Annotated in this window: 17 protein-coding genes; 9 read left to right on the top strand and 8 right to left on the bottom strand. The window is 67.1% G+C overall.

Features of this window, described 5'->3' with window-relative positions; all coding sequences use genetic code 11:
* The first annotated feature begins 85 nt into the window (after positions 1–85).
* On the top strand, positions 86–3,094 hold the full coding sequence (locus AC1RHV_RS03585) for a GAF domain-containing protein (protein WP_492299732.1): 3,009 nt from the start codon (positions 86–88) through the stop codon (positions 3,092–3,094).
* Between the two features lie 27 nt (positions 3,095–3,121).
* On the opposite strand, the gene AC1RHV_RS03580 is transcribed toward AC1RHV_RS03585, so the two are convergent.
* Together AC1RHV_RS03580 and AC1RHV_RS03575 are read right to left on the bottom strand one after the other, a co-directional pair.
* Positions 3,122–4,558 carry an RNA polymerase factor sigma-54 gene (locus AC1RHV_RS03580; RefSeq protein ID WP_175160524.1) on the bottom strand — a complete coding sequence of 479 codons (1,437 nt, stop codon included), beginning with the start codon at positions 4,556–4,558 and terminating at the stop codon, positions 3,122–3,124.
* Between the two features lie 187 nt (positions 4,559–4,745).
* Positions 4,746–5,669 carry a sigma-54 interaction domain-containing protein gene (locus AC1RHV_RS03575; protein ID WP_054454242.1) on the bottom strand — a complete coding sequence of 308 codons (924 nt, stop codon included), beginning with the start codon at positions 5,667–5,669 and terminating at the stop codon, positions 4,746–4,748.
* 276 nt (positions 5,670–5,945) lie between these two features.
* Here AC1RHV_RS03575 and AC1RHV_RS03570 point away from each other — a divergent pair, with 276 nt between their 5' ends.
* On the top strand, positions 5,946–7,322 hold the full coding sequence (locus AC1RHV_RS03570; protein WP_492299730.1) for a sigma-54-dependent transcriptional regulator: 1,377 nt from the start codon (positions 5,946–5,948) through the stop codon (positions 7,320–7,322).
* A 2-nt stretch (positions 7,323–7,324) separates the two neighbouring features.
* Here AC1RHV_RS03570 and AC1RHV_RS03565 read toward each other — a convergent pair whose 3' ends face one another.
* Positions 7,325–7,708: a hypothetical protein gene (locus tag AC1RHV_RS03565; RefSeq protein ID WP_054454246.1), complete on the bottom strand. Its 384-nt coding sequence runs from the start codon at positions 7,706–7,708 to the stop codon at positions 7,325–7,327.
* A 166-nt stretch (positions 7,709–7,874) separates the two neighbouring features.
* Here AC1RHV_RS03565 and AC1RHV_RS03560 point away from each other — a divergent pair, with 166 nt between their 5' ends.
* Entirely contained in the window at positions 7,875–8,108 is a 234-nt protein-coding gene (locus AC1RHV_RS03560) for a hypothetical protein (RefSeq protein ID WP_054454248.1), read from the top strand.
* 15 nt (positions 8,109–8,123) lie between these two features.
* On the opposite strand, the gene AC1RHV_RS03555 is transcribed toward AC1RHV_RS03560, so the two are convergent.
* Entirely contained in the window at positions 8,124–8,357 is a 234-nt protein-coding gene (locus AC1RHV_RS03555; protein ID WP_225588734.1) for a DUF378 domain-containing protein, read from the bottom strand.
* 250 nt (positions 8,358–8,607) lie between these two features.
* On the opposite strand from AC1RHV_RS03555, the gene AC1RHV_RS03550 reads away from it, so the two are divergent.
* Both AC1RHV_RS03550 and AC1RHV_RS03545 read left to right on the top strand, forming a co-directional pair.
* Positions 8,608–9,198, top strand: a complete 591-nt coding sequence (locus tag AC1RHV_RS03550) for a hypothetical protein (protein ID WP_125472095.1) — start codon at positions 8,608–8,610, stop codon at positions 9,196–9,198.
* 18 nt (positions 9,199–9,216) lie between these two features.
* Complete coding sequence (locus tag AC1RHV_RS03545; RefSeq protein WP_119449614.1) at positions 9,217–9,837, top strand: DUF4142 domain-containing protein; 621 nt, start codon at positions 9,217–9,219, stop codon at positions 9,835–9,837.
* A 15-nt stretch (positions 9,838–9,852) separates the two neighbouring features.
* Here AC1RHV_RS03545 and AC1RHV_RS03540 read toward each other — a convergent pair whose 3' ends face one another.
* From AC1RHV_RS03540 to AC1RHV_RS03530, 3 genes are all read right to left on the bottom strand, one after another.
* On the bottom strand, positions 9,853–10,740 hold the full coding sequence (locus tag AC1RHV_RS03540) for an SDR family oxidoreductase (protein ID WP_054454255.1): 888 nt from the start codon (positions 10,738–10,740) through the stop codon (positions 9,853–9,855).
* An 84-nt stretch (positions 10,741–10,824) separates the two neighbouring features.
* On the bottom strand, positions 10,825–11,166 hold the full coding sequence (locus AC1RHV_RS03535) for an ElaB/YgaM/YqjD family protein (protein WP_054454257.1): 342 nt from the start codon (positions 11,164–11,166) through the stop codon (positions 10,825–10,827).
* 77 nt (positions 11,167–11,243) lie between these two features.
* Complete coding sequence (locus AC1RHV_RS03530) at positions 11,244–11,573, bottom strand: four-helix bundle copper-binding protein (protein WP_125472091.1); 330 nt, start codon at positions 11,571–11,573, stop codon at positions 11,244–11,246.
* Between the two features lie 161 nt (positions 11,574–11,734).
* On the opposite strand from AC1RHV_RS03530, the gene AC1RHV_RS03525 reads away from it, so the two are divergent.
* Positions 11,735–11,986 carry a hypothetical protein gene (locus AC1RHV_RS03525; protein ID WP_082401045.1) on the top strand — a complete coding sequence of 84 codons (252 nt, stop codon included), beginning with the start codon at positions 11,735–11,737 and terminating at the stop codon, positions 11,984–11,986.
* On the opposite strand, the gene AC1RHV_RS03520 is transcribed toward AC1RHV_RS03525, so the two are convergent.
* Positions 11,972–13,042 carry a DNA topoisomerase IB gene (locus tag AC1RHV_RS03520; protein ID WP_119449616.1) on the bottom strand — a complete coding sequence of 357 codons (1,071 nt, stop codon included), beginning with the start codon at positions 13,040–13,042 and terminating at the stop codon, positions 11,972–11,974. The genes AC1RHV_RS03525 and AC1RHV_RS03520 overlap by 15 nt on opposite strands.
* Before the next feature lie 121 nt (positions 13,043–13,163).
* Between AC1RHV_RS03520 and AC1RHV_RS03515 the strand changes: the two genes are divergently transcribed.
* The 3 genes from AC1RHV_RS03515 to AC1RHV_RS03505 all read left to right on the top strand — a co-directional run bounded on the left by AC1RHV_RS03515 (position 13,164) and on the right by AC1RHV_RS03505 (position 14,638).
* Positions 13,164–13,331: a hypothetical protein gene (locus AC1RHV_RS03515; RefSeq protein WP_013393888.1), complete on the top strand. Its 168-nt coding sequence runs from the start codon at positions 13,164–13,166 to the stop codon at positions 13,329–13,331.
* A gap of 49 nt (positions 13,332–13,380) precedes the next feature.
* A complete protein-coding gene (locus tag AC1RHV_RS03510) occupies positions 13,381–13,533 on the top strand; it encodes a DUF3309 family protein (protein WP_082400986.1) in 153 nt (50 codons plus the stop codon).
* 163 nt (positions 13,534–13,696) lie between these two features.
* Positions 13,697–14,638 carry a 2-hydroxyacid dehydrogenase gene (locus AC1RHV_RS03505; RefSeq protein WP_175160528.1) on the top strand — a complete coding sequence of 314 codons (942 nt, stop codon included), beginning with the start codon at positions 13,697–13,699 and terminating at the stop codon, positions 14,636–14,638.
* Positions 14,639–14,647: the final 9 nt, after the last annotated feature.

Here is a 14,647-nt window from a genome sequence, read left to right as displayed (position 1 = left end):
CGCGCGCTAACCGTAGCGTCGCGTTACCTAGCGTTTCGGCTGCGCGGCCATTGCCGCAATACAGTCTAGGGGCAAGGGGGCCGACATGCTGACCAAGCGGGACCGAGTGGCGCTACCCTGGACGGACACGCTTGCCCGCCTGGAAGACGAGCGCATCATGTTGCAGCGCATAGCCGCCGGCATGCCGCTGGCCGAGGTGCTGGAGCACGTGCTGCATGCCATCGAGGCGCAGTCCAGCGTGGAACTGCGCACTTCCATCGCGCTGGTGGATGAAAGCGGCGGCTTTCTGGTGCATGGCGCCGCGCCCAGCCTGCCGGCCGCCTACAACAGCGCGGTGCACAAGGCCGTTATCGGCCCGGACAGCGCGTCCTGGGGCGAGGCCGCATACACCGGCAGCCCGGTCTACGTCGAAGATATCGCCTTGAACCCCGGTTGGGCGCGCTGGCGCGACCTGGCCTTGTCCCACGGCCTGCGGGCCTGCTGGTCCACCCCGATCAAGGCGCCTGACGGCCGTCTGCTGGGCGTCTTCTCCAATTACTACGGCGTGGTGCGTTCGCCCTCCGCCCACGATATCGACGCGATCGCGCTGGTCACGCGTAGCGCCGCCCTGGCAATAGAACGCCATCTGACGGAGTTGGCGCTGCGCCAGAGCGGCGAACGCTGGCGCGCCATGTTTGCCGGCATGCAGGAAGCGTTTTTTCTCAGTGAGGCATTGCGCGACGACGCCGGCCGCATCGTCGATTTCCGCTTCCTGGAGGTGAACCCCGCCTTCGAGCGCCAGACAGGCATGAAGGAAGGCGATACCCTGGGCCATACACTGCGCGAGATGATTCCCGGCGTGCCCGGCCAGATCATGGATACGTTCGCCCAGGTCATCGAGACCGGCGAGCCGGCCCAGTTCGAGTTCATGGTGCCCGCGCCCACGGAGGCCTGGTACGAGGCCCGCGCGCGCAAGGACGGAACCGACAGGATGATGGCGTTGTTCCTGGACGTGACGGCGCGCAAGAGAGCCGAGGCCGAGCTGTGGGAAGGGCAGCACCGCAAGAATTACCTCGGCGCGCTGGGCGACCGCATGCGCGAGCTGCATCGCCAGGAGGACATAGAGCAGGCCGCATGCGAAGGGCTGTGCCTGCATCTGGCGCTTGGCCAGATGGCGGTGCTGGATACGCAGGGCGAAGACCAGGCTCCCGCCATATCTTCGGTCTGGCCCCCGGGGTCCACGCTGCTTGGCCAGCCGCCGCACACGCTCGATGCCTTGGGCGACGACTATCACGCGGCCTTGCGGCTGGGGCGCACCACATACCTGGCGCCGCTGCTGGGAGAAGCCGGCGGCGAGATCCGACCGTGGGCCATCGTCGTGCCGCTGCGGCGCTGGGGCCGGCATACCGGCGCGATGTTGGCGTGTCCCGCATCGGGCAGCAGGCTCAAGAACAGCGATATCGCCTTCCTCGAGGAAGTGGCCGAGCGCATGTGCGGCGCGGTCGAGCGTTCGCAGTATTCGCGCATGCTGGAACAGCGCGTGGAAGACGCGATCGCGGAGCGCGACCGGATCTGGCGCCTTTCGCCGGAACTGCTTGCGGTGGTCGACCGCCAAGGGCGCTTCGTCAGCGTCAACCCTGCGGTGCGGCCCATTCTAGGCTGGACCCCTGAGCAGTTCATGTCGTTGGCGCTGGCCGACCTGATCCATCCGGACGATCTGGCGGCGACGCTGGCGGCCTGGGGCTGGTCTTCGGGCGACGCGGGTCCGCGTCCCGGCGCAAGGCATCTGGAAAACCGCCTGCTCAAGCGAGACGGCGGCTATTGCTGGATTACATGGAGCATGTCCTGGACCCAGGACAGCCTGTACATGACGGGGCGGGACGACACCGACCTGAAGCTGCAGGCCGAGGCCTTGCGCGACACCGAGAACGCGCTGCGGCAGTCGCAGAAGATGGAAGCGGTGGGACGCCTGACCGGCGGCATCGCCCACGATTTCAACAATATGCTGCAGGGGATCTCGGGCGCGCTCTACCTGGTGCAACGCAAGATCACGGCCGGCGCGCCGGAACAGGCGCTGCGTTTCGTGGACGTCGCCATGGATTCGGCGAACCGGGCGGCGCACCTGACCCAGCGGCTACTGACTTTTTCGCGCCGCCAGCCCATTGACCCCAAACCGTTCTGCGTGGCCTCCGCGCTGCAGTCCATGGTGGCGCTGTTCCACCGCTACACCGGCGAACGCGTGGCCCTGCGGCTGGACCTGCCGCAGGAATTGTGGGCGGTCTGCTGCGACAAGAACCAGTTCGAGAATGCCATGCTGAATCTGGTGATCAACGCCTGCGACGCCATGCCGAACGGCGGCGCGCTGACGGTTGCCGCGCGTAATGTGGAGCCGCACGATCCGCTCCTGTCGCTCTGCGCCGGAGAGCATACGGGACGCTACGTGGAAGTATCGGTGACGGACGTGGGTTGCGGCATGCCGCCAGACGTGCTGGCGCACGCCTTCGACCCGTTCTTCACCACCAAGCCCTTGGGCCAGGGCACCGGGCTGGGCTTGTCCATGATTTACGGCTTCGCCAGGCAGGCTGGCGGCGCGGCCAGCCTGGAGAGCACGGTGGACGTGGGCACCACGGTCAGGTTGTTCCTGCCGCGCTACGACGGCGCGCCCGAAAGCGTGCAGGATGGCGAACGCCCGGCGGCCGCTACGGCCGGCGGAGCGCGCAAGGAAGTCGTGCTGGTGGTGGAAGACGATGCGAACGTGCGGGAAATGGTGCGCGAATGCCTGGCCGAACTCGGCCTGGAGGTGCTGACGGCGGTGGACGGCGAGGCCGGCCTGGACCTGCTGCAATCCGCGCGCGGCATCGACCTGTTGGTAACCGATGTGGGACTGCCGGGGCTCAATGGCCGGCAACTGGCCGACGCCGCCCGCGTGGCGCGTCCCGGCCTGCGCGTGCTGCTGATGACGGGATATGCCGAAAGCGCGGCGCGCGGCCAGGGCTTTCTTGAACAGGGGCTGGAGCTGATCGTCAAACCCTTCCAGCTGGACAAGCTGACCGAGCGCGTGCAGGGCATGCTGGACAGCGCGCCCGGCAGGCCGGGGCAGGAGTCCCGCCACTAGTCCGCGCAAGCCCTGGCCGGCGCCGGCCTAGTGACGGCGGCGCAGTTCCGCGGGAGGCATGCGCAATTGCCCGCGGTACTTGGATACCGTGCGCCGCGCCAGCAGTATGCCGCTGGCCGCCAGTTGCTGGGTCAAGGCCACGTCCGAGAGCGGCATGGCCGGATCCTCGGCCTCGACCATCTCCTTGATCAGTGCCCGCACCGCCGTGGCGGAGCAGGACCCGCCGGTGTCGGTGGCCAGTTCGCGCGAAAAGAAGTGGCGGAACTCGAACACCCCGCGCGGCGTCACCATGTACTTGCCGACGGTGGCGCGCGACACCGTGGATTCGTGCATGTCCAGGTCATCCGCGACCTCGCGCAGCATCAGCGGCCGCAAGGCCACGTCGCCATATTCGAAGAAGGTCTGCTGGCGCTTGACGATGGCTTCGGCCACGCGCTGGATCGTGATGTAGCGCTGTTCGACGTTGCGCACCAGCCAGCGGGCTTCCTGCAGCTCCTGGGCCATGGGGCTGCGGTCGTCCAGGCGAGCGCGCCGGAACAATTCGGCATAGGTCTGGTGCAGCCGCGCCTGGGGCATGGCGTTGCGGTTGGGCAGCACGCGCCAGCGCGATTGCCATTTGTCGACGAATACGTCGGGCACGACGTAGACAGGCGCTTCGGCGCTATAGCGGCCGCCGGGCTTCGGGTCCAGGCTGCGGATCAGCGCGCAGGCCTCGCGCAAGGCGTCCTCGGAGCAGCCCAGCTGCTGGCGCAAGCCGACGCAGTCGTTGCGGGCCAGCCGCTCGAGTTGCTCGTGCACGATGCGCAGGGCGAGCGTCCGCAACTCGTCGCTGATGCCGGTTGCCGCCGCCAGCTGCAGCGTCAGGCACTCGGCCAAATCGCGCGCGGCCAGGCCCGGTGCATCCAATTGCTGGACCAGGCGCAGCGCAGTCATCCATTCGCATTCATCCGGGACGGGCTCGGCGCCGCGCGGCGCGTCTTCCCACAGACTGGACAGGGGCGTGCGCAGATAGCCGTCGTCATCCAGCGCGTCGATGATGTACTCGGCAAGCAGGCGGTCGCGCGCCTGCAATTGATAGTTGCCCAGTTCCTGGGACAAGCGCTGGCTCATCGATATGGGTGCGCTGACCCACAATCCCTGGTCCCGGTCCGGGCCGTCGCCCTGCGCGCGCGTGGGGTAGTCGCCGGAATAGGCGGGAGCATCAGGCGGGGGCAGATCATCCTGGGGCGCAGGCTCCAGCGGCGCGGGCTGGGGCGGGTCAGCAGGAGGAAAGCCCTCCGCGGCGGCCGGCAGGTCGTCTTCCAGCTCGTCGGGATCCTCCAGGAATGGATTGCTGGCCAAGGCCTGTTCCACTGCCGTGGTGAATTCCAGCGCGGTCATCTGCAGCAGCTTGACGGATTGCTGCAGGCGAGGCGCCAGCGCCATCTGCTGGCGCAGGCGCAGTTCTTGCGTGGGGTAGACCAATCGAGCCTCCTGGGGACTGGCTGCCGGCGGCAGTCCATCCTTGTGCTGAAGCAAAGACCATGCCAGGCGTCTCGGCGGGCGAGGCGGGTTGATTGCGCGCGCGGCGCTGCCCCAGTATTACAAGCCAGTGGTAAGAAATGCCTCTCGCGCCTCTCGCGCGCGGTGGCCGCAAGATCGGCCCTGGCGCTCAAGCCCCGGCGTCGTCCTGCCCGTTCTGGTCGTAGTCTTCGAGGCGGTTATAGAGCGTCTTCAGGCTCAGGCCCAGCGTCTCCGCGGCGATGCGCTTGTCGCCCGCATGGTGCGCCAGCGTCGCAAGAATGAATGCGCGCTGCGCCTCGCCCAATGACATGCCGATGGGCAGGGTCAGCGCGCCGTTACGCAGCATCGGCCGCTGCGCCTCGCGCGACCGGGGCAATAGCTCGGTTTCGAGTTCACCGTCTGCCAGAATGAACGCCCGCTGCACCGCGTTGCGCAGTTCACGGACATTGCCCGGCCAATCATGCAGGGAGATCGCTTCCAGCATGCGGGGGGAGAACGACTTCCGCGTGCCGTTTGCAGCATTCAAGGTGTCGAGGAACCAGTGCGCCAGCACCAGGGCGTCTTCGCCCCGCTCACGCAGCGGCGGCACGCGTAACGGAATCACCAGGAGCCGGTGCAGGAAGTCCTGGCGCAGGCGGCCTTCAGCGACCGAGGCGAAGGGGTCGCGGTTGCTGGCGCAGATGATGCGGACATTGGCGCGCAACAAGTCCGAGCCGCCTACGCGCTGATACGTGCCGGCCTCGAGCACGCGCAGGAAATTCACCTGAAGGTCGGGCGGCATTTCGGTGACTTCATCCAGGAACAGCGTGCCGCCGCTGGCGTATTCGAAGTAGCCGGCGTTCTGGGCGACCGCGCCGGTAAAGCTGCCTTTTTCATGCCCGAACAATTCGGCATGCGCCAGGCTGCCGCTGATGGCGCCGCAATTGACCGCCACGAAAGGCTGTTCGCGGCGTTCGCTGGCGTCATGGATGGCGCGCGCGACGATTTCCTTGCCGGTCCCGCTTTCTCCCACGATGAAGACGCTGGCATCGGTGGCTGCGGCCAATTGCAGCTGCGCGCCGAGTTTCTGCATCACGGGGGACAGGGCTGATGGGTCCAGCAGCGCGTCGGACTTCGCGGACGCCGCTGCACGCGGGGCAGTAGTAGTGCTGCGATTGGGCATGCTGATTCCTGAGGGCCCGCGCGGGCCGTGAGTCTGTTTCCATGCTAGAGAATCGACGCAGTACGGTATGCGACGATTTGCAAGCATTCGAAAATGTTGATGGAAAGTGTCGAACATTTGCCACCGGGCCGGCGGTTATCGCTATGCTGAATCACTGACCCTCAACATCCGCGACACGGAGCAAGCATGCCTCATCTGTTGATCGTTGATGACGACCCGGCGATACGCGAAACCCTGGCCGAAATCGGGCGCGAAAGCGGCTTTTCAGTAGCCCTGGCCGCCAGCGTCAAGGATGCGCTGATCCAGCTGGAGCGGCACGCGCCCGATCTGGTGCTGACCGACATCCGCTTGCCTGAAGGCAGCGGGATGGAAATTTTCAAGAGCGACGCCGCCGCCAGCGCAGAGGTGGTGGTGATGACCGGCCACGGCACCGTCGACAACGCCGTGCAGGCCCTGCGCCTCGGGGCCACCGATTACCTGGTCAAGCCGATCTGCATGGAACGCCTGAACGGAATCTTCGCGCGCGTGAATGCGAATTCGAGTGGCGATCTGCGGGGGGCTCCGTTCGAAGAACCGGGGCGCTACGGAAAGATGTACGGCGCGTCGGCCTGCATGCAGGAACTCTACCGTCAGATCGGCCGCGTGGCCACCACCAATGTGACGACCTTGCTGATCGGCGAAAGCGGCACCGGCAAGGAACTGGCCGCGCATGCCATCCATGAACTCAGCGCGCGGAGCCAGCGTCCCCTGATCGCGGTGAATTGCGGCGCGATCTCGCCCAACCTGATCGAAAGCGAAATGTTCGGGCACGAGCGCGGCAGCTTCACCGGCGCGGACCGCCAGCACAAGGGCTATTTCGAGCGCGCTGACGGCGGAACCCTGTTCCTGGACGAAGTCACCGAAATGCCGCTGGACCTGCAAGTCAAGCTCTTGCGGGTCCTGGAGACCGGGCAGTTCATGCGCGTGGGCACCAATCGGGAGATCGCCTGCGATATCCGGATCGTCGCCGCGACCAACCGCGATCCCGAGCAGGCGGTGAAGGATGGCAAGCTGCGCGAGGACCTCTATTACCGGCTGAGCGTCTTCCCCATCACGCTGCCGGCGCTGCGTGAACGCGGCGACGACATCCTGTTCCTTGCGAATCGCTTCCTGCAAGGCTTGAACCAGGAATCCGGCAAGAACAAGGAATTCTCGCCGCGCGCGCTGGCCGCGCTGCAGCAATACGCATGGCCGGGCAACGTGCGGGAGCTCAAGAACTACGTGCGCCGCGCCTTCATCATGGCGGATGGCGATACGCTGGAAGTGGATATGCTGACGCCCCGGGTGTCGCCGGCGGGCGAGGGCGCGGGCGGCCAGGTCAGCGTGCCCGTGGGAGAAACCTTGGCGGAAGCGGACCGGCGCCTGATCCTGGCGACGCTGGAGCGTTGCAACGGCGTGAAAAAGCAGGCCGCGGCAGTGCTCGGCATCAGCCCCAAGACGTTGTACAACCGGCTTGAGGAATACGCCGCTGCGGACGCGGAAGGCGCCGCAGCGGCGCCTGGCCGGAAACAGGACCGGTCCTGACCTCATTTGCCGTACCGCGTTTTCAGGTCCGCCATGCAGGCGTCCTTGGCATTGCCGGACATGGCGTCGCATTTTTCCTTGCCGACCTTGTAGTCGGCATCGTTGCGCACCTTGGCCGCGTCATGCGAGGCCTCGGCCTTTTCCTTGCCTGCCTTGGCGTCGGCCCGGGCCTTGTCGCGCGTGGCTTCGGCCTGCTGCTGGCAGACGTCCTTCTGGTTGCCTTTCATGCCGTCGCAACGTTTCTTGTCCAGCTTGTACTGGTCATCGATCTGCGCGTTGCTGCGCACGGCGCCGCCGCTGGTCTGCGCGGTTTGGGCTTGCGCCTGAAAAGCCAGGGCGGAAAGGCTCAGGGCGACGGCGGGGAGAACGACTCGGGACAGATTCATGGCTGACTCCTAGGATGGGGACCCGGCATCGCCCGGGCCTGGCCGCATGTGCAAGCAAGCGGCGTTCCCGGGCCGGCCGGGCACGCCGCTTGCTCCGGCACCTTGCCGCAGGCGGTGCCCATGCGCACACTGCAAGCATCCATTGAACGAGCCCGGGGATACGAACATGCAAACCAAGCGCGCAGACCATGAAAAGGCGGACACCGAGCAAGGCAAGGCCAATGCGCCGCGCACGCAAACTGAGGCGGCGCATCGCAGCGGCCAGTTCGGAACCGACAAGCCGGGCTTCGGCAAGCCGGCCGCGGCGCCCAAACGCGAGTCGGACAAGAAGCCCAACGACAAGGGCGCGGAGTACGAGGAAGGCGGCCAGTATCCGGGCAAACGGCCCGGCTCAAAATAGCCGCTGGCGGCGGGTTCAATCCGCCGCTTGTTCCGTCTTTTCGGCGGGGATTGCGTCCGCCTCTTGCTCGCCCAGCCGGAACAGCAGCACCACGCTGTATAGCGCGGCCAGTCCGATCAGGCCGTAGACGCTGCGCGTCGCGGCGGCCGACGGCAGCACCTTCGCGAAGACATCCAGGCCTACCGCCGCGATCAGGCCGCAGTTCAGGCCGCCCGCAACCACCGCGATCAAGGCGGACCAGTCAAGCAAGGAAAGGCCGCGGGCCTCGGGAGGGACCGGGGGAGGAGCAGAATCCTCTTCCAATTCTGAAAGATCTTCTTGGTGGCCGGGCATGTCCATGTGGAAGTCCTTTGCGCAGAATGCGGGTAGGCGGGACTGCGGGCGGACTGCCTCTGAACCTGCCGGTCCAGGCCGCTCGCCAGCGCTACAGCAATTCCCATGCCTGGAACGGGCACGGCAGTTGCTGACCACAAGGGAATGATTCCCGATGGAGAGCACAATGTCCCTGATCGTTGCCGCCCGATTCGACACTTTCGACCACGCCGCCGAGGCGGCGCGCAAGCTGTGCGCCGAAGGATTCACCGAAGACGATATCCATACCTTCTACATCAACACGGCGGGCGAACACGCGCGCTTTCCGATAGGCGGCGACCGCGTGGCCGATCCCGATGCCCGGGGCGGCCATTTCGGCGCGGTGGCGGGCGCCTCCGCGCTGGGCCTGGTGTTTGCGCTGCTGGGCGGGCTGATCGCCGCCCGGGTGGGGGCTTCGGTCTTGATCGTCATTGCCGCTGCGGGCGTAGGCGCCTACCTGGGCGCGCTGGCCGGGGCGCTATGGGTGATCGGGCGCGGACGCCGCAGGCATCCGGCGGCCACCGTCGCCCGTGACGCGCATCCTGCCGTACGCCAGGCGGGCGTGATGCTGGCGCTGCACGTGTCGCCGGACCGCGATGCGCTGGCAAGAACCGTGCTGACGCAGGCCGGCGGCACGGACGTCGAGCGCGCGCAAGGCCGCTGGTTGAATGGCAAATGGGAAGACTTCGACCCCTTGACGCCGCCGCGGCATGTGGACGCGTCGACGATGGCGAACTAGGCCGAGGGAGACACGGAGATGAAAAAGACCTTATGGCTCTGCGGTGTCGTCGCGCTATGCCTGCTGGCCGCGCCCGGTGTGCTGGGCGGCGTGCAGGCGCAGGAACTGGCGGAGCCGGAAGCGCGCTTCCTGCAGGCGGCGGCCGGCTCCGGCATGTTCGAGGTAGAGGCGGCGGAGCTGGCGAAGAAGCGAGCAGGGGACCGCGACGTGAAGGCATACGCCGCACGGATGCAGGAGCAGCATGGCGCCATGAACGCCGAACTGAAGACCCTGGCCGGGCGCAAGCAGGTGAAGCTGCCAGCTGAACCGTCCGAACCCGACCGGGGCACCCTGCAACAGCTGGGCAACAGGACCGGCCCGGACTTCGACGCGCTCTACATCGAAAAGGCAGCCGTGGACGCGCACGTCACCGCCAACCGCCTGTTCGAAACGGCGGCACGCGAGTCCAAGGATCCGCAGGTGCGCGATTTCGCGGTGCGTGCGCTGCCCATGGTGGCCGAACATCTGGCAATGGGCCGCAAGCTGCAAAGCACGCCGCCCGCCGACCCGGACAAGATCCAGCCGGCGACGAAGGGCGAAGCGCCGGCCGTGTCGCCAGCGTCGCGCGAGGCGCCGGCCTCGATCGCGCCGGCCAAGTAGCGGGACGCGCGGGCCTCAGTCGCCAGCGCTGCCGGTAATGGGCAGCACGATGCCGGTGATGTAGCTGGCGCACACGGGCGAGGCCAGGAAGACGTAGGCCGGAGAGATTTCCTCGGGCTGCGCCGGACGCCCCAAGTCCGTGTGCTTGCCGAATTCCTTGATCTTCTCCGGACTTTGGTCCGCGGGATTCAGCGGCGTCCATACGGGTCCCGGCGCCACTGCGTTCACACGCACGCCCTTGCCCGCGAGATTGGCGGCCAGCGAACGTGTGAAAGCATGGATCGCGCCCTTGGTGGTGGAGTAGTCCAACAGTTTGGCGCTGCCGCGCAGGCCCGTGACCGACCCGGTATTGATAATGGAAGCGCCAGCGTGCAGATGCGGCAGCGCCGCGCGCGCCATCTGGAAGTAGGCGGTGATGTTGGTGCGCAGCGTCTTGTCCCATTTCTCGTCGCTGATCTCGGGCAGCGTGTCGGTGTGCTGCTGATAGGCAGCGTTGTTCACCAGCACATCGAGCTTGCCGTATTCCCGGATCGTCTGTTCCACCGCCTGTTCGCAGAACGCGGGTTCCTGTACGTCGCCTGCGATCAGCAGGCAACGGCGGCCTTCGCTTTCCACGGCGCGCCGGGTGTCTTCGGCATCCTCTTGCTCGTTGAGATAGACGACCGCCACGTCGGCGCCTTCGCGCGCATACAGCAGGCAGACCGCGCGGCCTATGCCGGAATCGCCGCCTGTCACCAGCGCAACCATGCCCTCGAGCTTGCCGCTGCCCTTGTACTGGGGCGCCTGGTACTGTGGCTTGAGAACCATGTCGGCTTCCTGCCCCGGCTTTTCCAGGTGCTGGGCCGGCATGGGCGGTGTGGGATGCGGGCGGGCGCCGGTGTCGGCTTGATCGGGCTTGCTCATGAGGGTCTCCTGGTGGGCAGGCGCGACAGGCGCCTCGCCCATTGCCGAGCAAATGCCATGCCCGGCCCGCCGCGCGCGCCGGAGCTACTGCCGTCCCACCACCACGCCGAAAAGGAAAGCCGCGCCAGCCACCAGGCCGATGGCCTGCCATGGCCGGGCGTGGATGTACTCCTCGGTGCAGTCTATGGTCTCCCGCATCAGGTCGCCGGCATGGTCTGAAGCGTCGCGCAGGCTGCGCCGCGTGGCGTGCAGCTGTTCGGACAGGCGCGCCTTGAGCGCCTCCAGATCGGTCGCCGAGGCGTCGCTGAGCGTGGCTTCCAGGTCGTCGATCCAGGCCTCCGGGTGCCGTGCACGCCTGTGCGCGCCGCGGTTGTCCGGGCCGTTTTCCGGAAAGTCGGAGGGCAGGGGGGTGTTGGTAGAGGCCATCGGTAGCTCCTGGCTGTCGGGCGGGAAATACGCCTGCGCGGACCGGCCCGGGCGGCCGCGCTGCGGATCCGAAGGCTTCAGGCCTCCAGCATGTCGCGGCAGGCCAGGGTGCAGCTCAGGCAAGCGCCTGCGCAGACCTGGCAATGCTCTGCCTCGTGCGATGAACATTCGCGCGCGCAGGCATCGCAGATCAGCGCGCACAGCGTGCAAAGCGCATTGGCGAACTCGCCGTCGCGCGCCAGCATGGCCGCGCACAGCCGGCAAACCGCGGCGCAATCGGTGCAGAGTGCAATGCATCGCTGCATGTGGGACGGATTTTCCCGCAGGCACGCGGATGCGCAAATATCGCAGGCGACGGCGCATTCATAGCAGGCTTGCACACATTGCTCGAAATTTTGGTCTCGCATTGCATCTCCTTGTGTGTGCCGGGTACGCGCGGCAACCGGCGTGCCCGGAGACCGGGCCACATCCGCTTGCAATTTGATGCCGCACGGCGATGACCCGGGCGGCCTGGAGCCGTAGCATGGAAGTTCGAATCCCCGTCGGGGAGTCACTGCAGGAGCCACGCATGAAGCCAGCATCCGTACCCGGATCCGCGAAACCGGCGCAAGCCGGCAAGCGGGCGGAAGACAACGCTAAGATACTGCCGCCGCGCTCTCCCGTCGATGTTCCGCGCAGACCGGATAAACCAGACGCCTCTACCCCGAACGAGGCCGCGCGCGACAAGCGCATCGTGGCCGATACGCGCACCGAGTCGAACTGGGCGGACGGTTCTGCGCCGCAACCTCGGGCCAAGAACGCGCGCTCATCGATCCTTTGACGCCTGCCTGGCGTTCGCTGCCGCAGCGGCCTCTCCGCCCAGGAAGGCAAGCAGGCGCCGTTCGTCCGCATTCAGTCCGCGGGGACCCCGTGGCGCTGCCGAGCGCGCGGGCAGCGTGCCGTCCAGATAGGCGGCCAGAATAGCCGGATGCACATAGCAGGCGCGGCACACGGCTGGCGTATTGGCCAGCCGCCGCGAGACCTGCTTGATCACTTCCACCACCGTCTTCTGCGCCTGGCTGGCGCTCTCGCTGGGGCATGCCTGCAGCGCGGCATAGGCCATGACGGAGCCTGCCCAGGTCCGGTAGTGCTTCGCCGTGAAATCGCCGGCGCCGGCTACACGCAGATAGGCGTTGACCGCGCCCGAATCGACCGGATGGCTGCCGCCGTCCTCGTCGAGATACTGGAACAGCTGCTGGCCGGGTATGTCCAGGCAGCGCTTGATGATGCGCGCCACGCGCCGGTCCGCAGCGCTGACGTCATGGGTCACGCCGCTCTTGCCCTGGAAGCGGAAACGGAACTTGTCGCCCGTCACGCTGGCGTGCCGCCGCTTGAGCGTGGTCAGGCCATAGGACTTGTTGGTTCTGGCGTACTCGCGAGCGCCGATGCGCACCAGCGTCGTCTCCAGCAAACGTACCAGTACGGCTATCACCTTGTTCTGGGACAACCCGGCGGTACGCAGATCGCGCTCGACCTGCCGCCGTATGCGCGGCAGCGTCTGGCCGAAGGCTGCAAGGCTCTGGTACTTGCTCGCGTCGCGCACCGCGGTCCAGTCCGGGTGATAACGGTATTGCTTGCGCCCCCGGGCATCGCGCCCGGTGGCTTGCAGATGCCCGAGCGGGGAAGGGCAGATCCACACATCTTCGTAAGCCGGCGGTATCGCCAGGGCGTCGATCCGTTTGATTTCGCGCGCGCTGCGTATGCGCCTGCCTTGCGCGTCCAGGTAGTGGAAGGCGCTGCCGTTGACGCGGATCCGGGTATAGCCTGCCAGGCTGTCGTCGTAGTAGACCAGCGCTGCGCCGCCGCGGGCGGGCGCCGTTCGGGGACTTGGGTTCATGTCGTCTGCGGCTAACAGGAGCAGGGGCGCTGTCATCAGCATGCGGCGTGCCCGCCACCCCTTGTGCGTAGCCAGGCACGCGGCTTGCTGATGCGGGAATGGACTTTCTCCGGAGACAGCCATGCACATCGCGTACTCGTACTACCTGCACGTTCCGCCCAAGCCAGATCCGATACCGCCAGGTTCGCCGCCCGGCGACCTGCCTGTGGATCCGGATACGGATGAACCGGACGTGGACCTGCCGCCCTTGTCGCCGCCCGGCAAGGAAATCACGCCGCCCAGCCCCTGACGCGGGCTTGTGGTTTTTCCCTGATCCCAACAAGAACTGAGGAGTCGCCATGTCGACCATCCTGCTGATTATTCTCATCCTGCTCCTGATCGGCGCCGTGCCCGCCTGGCCCCACAGCCGCGGCTGGGGCTATTACCCCAGCGGCATACTGGGCATATTGCTGATTGTGCTGATCGTGATGCTGTTGACCGGCCGGCTCTAGCAGGTCCCATGCGGTCATGGGCGCGCGGGCCGTGTCGGACGGCTCGCGCGCCGCCGGTCCGCCAGGCGGCCGTCTGGCGGACCGGCGGGTGGCGCGGGTTTGCGCCCAGGCGTAAGATCGCCGGGTTTTTGTGCAGCCCTCCGCCATCCGCGGCATTCCCGACATGACCATCCCCTTGCTTGTCTTGATAGAAAGCGTGCAGGACTACCTGCCCGAAATCGAAGCGCGCGGCTTTCGCGCGATTTTTGCGCCCACCGCCGAAGCGCGCGCGCAGGCGATCCGCGACCACGGGCCCGAGATCCGCATCGTGCTCACGCGCGGCGCCACCGGCCTGTACGCGCAGGAAATGGCGGCAATGCCCAAGCTGGAAATTGCCTGCTCGCTGGGGGTGGGGTACGAAAACATCGACCTGGCCGCCGCGGCGGAACGCGGGATCGTCGTGACCCACGGTCCGGGTGCGAACGCGGTGTCGGTGGCGGACCACGCCATGGCGCTGCTGCTGGGCGCGGCGCGGCGCCTGCCGCAAGCCGATGCGTCGGTGCGCCAGGGCCATTGGGGCGGCTTCATGGGACCGCAGGTCACCGGCAAGCGGCTGGGCATCCTGGGCCTGGGCACCATCGGACTGGAAATCGCGCGGCGCGGCGCCAACGGCTTCGGCATGAGCGTGGGCTATTACAGCCGCAGCGTCCGCCCGGAATCGGGCTATGCCTACTTCGACAGCCCGCGCGCGCTGGCCGCGGCATCGGATTTCCTGGTGGTGGCGACGCCGGGCGGAGCGGACACGCGCCACCTGGTGGACGCGCAGGTACTGGAAGCGCTGGGGCCGGAAGGCTATCTGGTGAACATAGCGCGCGGCAGCGTGGTCGACACGCAGGCGCTGATCGCGGCGCTGGCCGAACGCCGCATTGCGGGCGCGGGCCTGGACGTGGTGGATGGCGAACCCGACGTGCCCAAGACCCTCATTGAGCTCGACAACGTGGTATTGACCCCGCATAGCGCGGGGCGCTCGCCGGAAGCGGTGCATGCCACCGTGGCGCTGTTCCTGGACAACGCCACGGCGCACTTCGGCGGCAAGCCGGTGCTGACCCCGGTGCGCCGAGGCTAGCAGGCCAAG

It is taken from the genome of Achromobacter sp. GW823-FHT04E03 (genome assembly GCF_058796095.1).
Note: the sequence above shows the minus strand (reverse complement) of the source record. Positions and strands in the feature narration are given on the sequence as shown.

Coding starts and splice junctions, on each gene's coding strand:
- AC1RHV_RS03585 (WP_492299732.1), top strand. CDS start 86: ATGCTGACCAAGCGGGACCGAGTGGCGCTACCCTGGACGGACACGCTT.
- AC1RHV_RS03575 (WP_054454242.1), bottom strand. CDS start 5,669: ATGCAGAAACTCGGCGCGCAGCTGCAATTGGCCGCAGCCACCGATGCC.
- AC1RHV_RS03570 (WP_492299730.1), top strand. CDS start 5,946: ATGCCTCATCTGTTGATCGTTGATGACGACCCGGCGATACGCGAAACC.
- AC1RHV_RS03565 (WP_054454246.1), bottom strand. CDS start 7,708: ATGAATCTGTCCCGAGTCGTTCTCCCCGCCGTCGCCCTGAGCCTTTCC.
- AC1RHV_RS03560 (WP_054454248.1), top strand. CDS start 7,875: ATGCAAACCAAGCGCGCAGACCATGAAAAGGCGGACACCGAGCAAGGC.
- AC1RHV_RS03550 (WP_125472095.1), top strand. CDS start 8,608: ATGTCCCTGATCGTTGCCGCCCGATTCGACACTTTCGACCACGCCGCC.
- AC1RHV_RS03545 (WP_119449614.1), top strand. CDS start 9,217: ATGAAAAAGACCTTATGGCTCTGCGGTGTCGTCGCGCTATGCCTGCTG.
- AC1RHV_RS03540 (WP_054454255.1), bottom strand. CDS start 10,740: ATGAGCAAGCCCGATCAAGCCGACACCGGCGCCCGCCCGCATCCCACA.
- AC1RHV_RS03535 (WP_054454257.1), bottom strand. CDS start 11,166: ATGGCCTCTACCAACACCCCCCTGCCCTCCGACTTTCCGGAAAACGGC.
- AC1RHV_RS03530 (WP_125472091.1), bottom strand. CDS start 11,573: ATGCGAGACCAAAATTTCGAGCAATGTGTGCAAGCCTGCTATGAATGC.
- AC1RHV_RS03525 (WP_082401045.1), top strand. CDS start 11,735: ATGAAGCCAGCATCCGTACCCGGATCCGCGAAACCGGCGCAAGCCGGC.
- AC1RHV_RS03520 (WP_119449616.1), bottom strand. CDS start 13,042: ATGAACCCAAGTCCCCGAACGGCGCCCGCCCGCGGCGGCGCAGCGCTG.
- AC1RHV_RS03515 (WP_013393888.1), top strand. CDS start 13,164: ATGCACATCGCGTACTCGTACTACCTGCACGTTCCGCCCAAGCCAGAT.
- AC1RHV_RS03510 (WP_082400986.1), top strand. CDS start 13,381: ATGTCGACCATCCTGCTGATTATTCTCATCCTGCTCCTGATCGGCGCC.
- AC1RHV_RS03505 (WP_175160528.1), top strand. CDS start 13,697: ATGACCATCCCCTTGCTTGTCTTGATAGAAAGCGTGCAGGACTACCTG.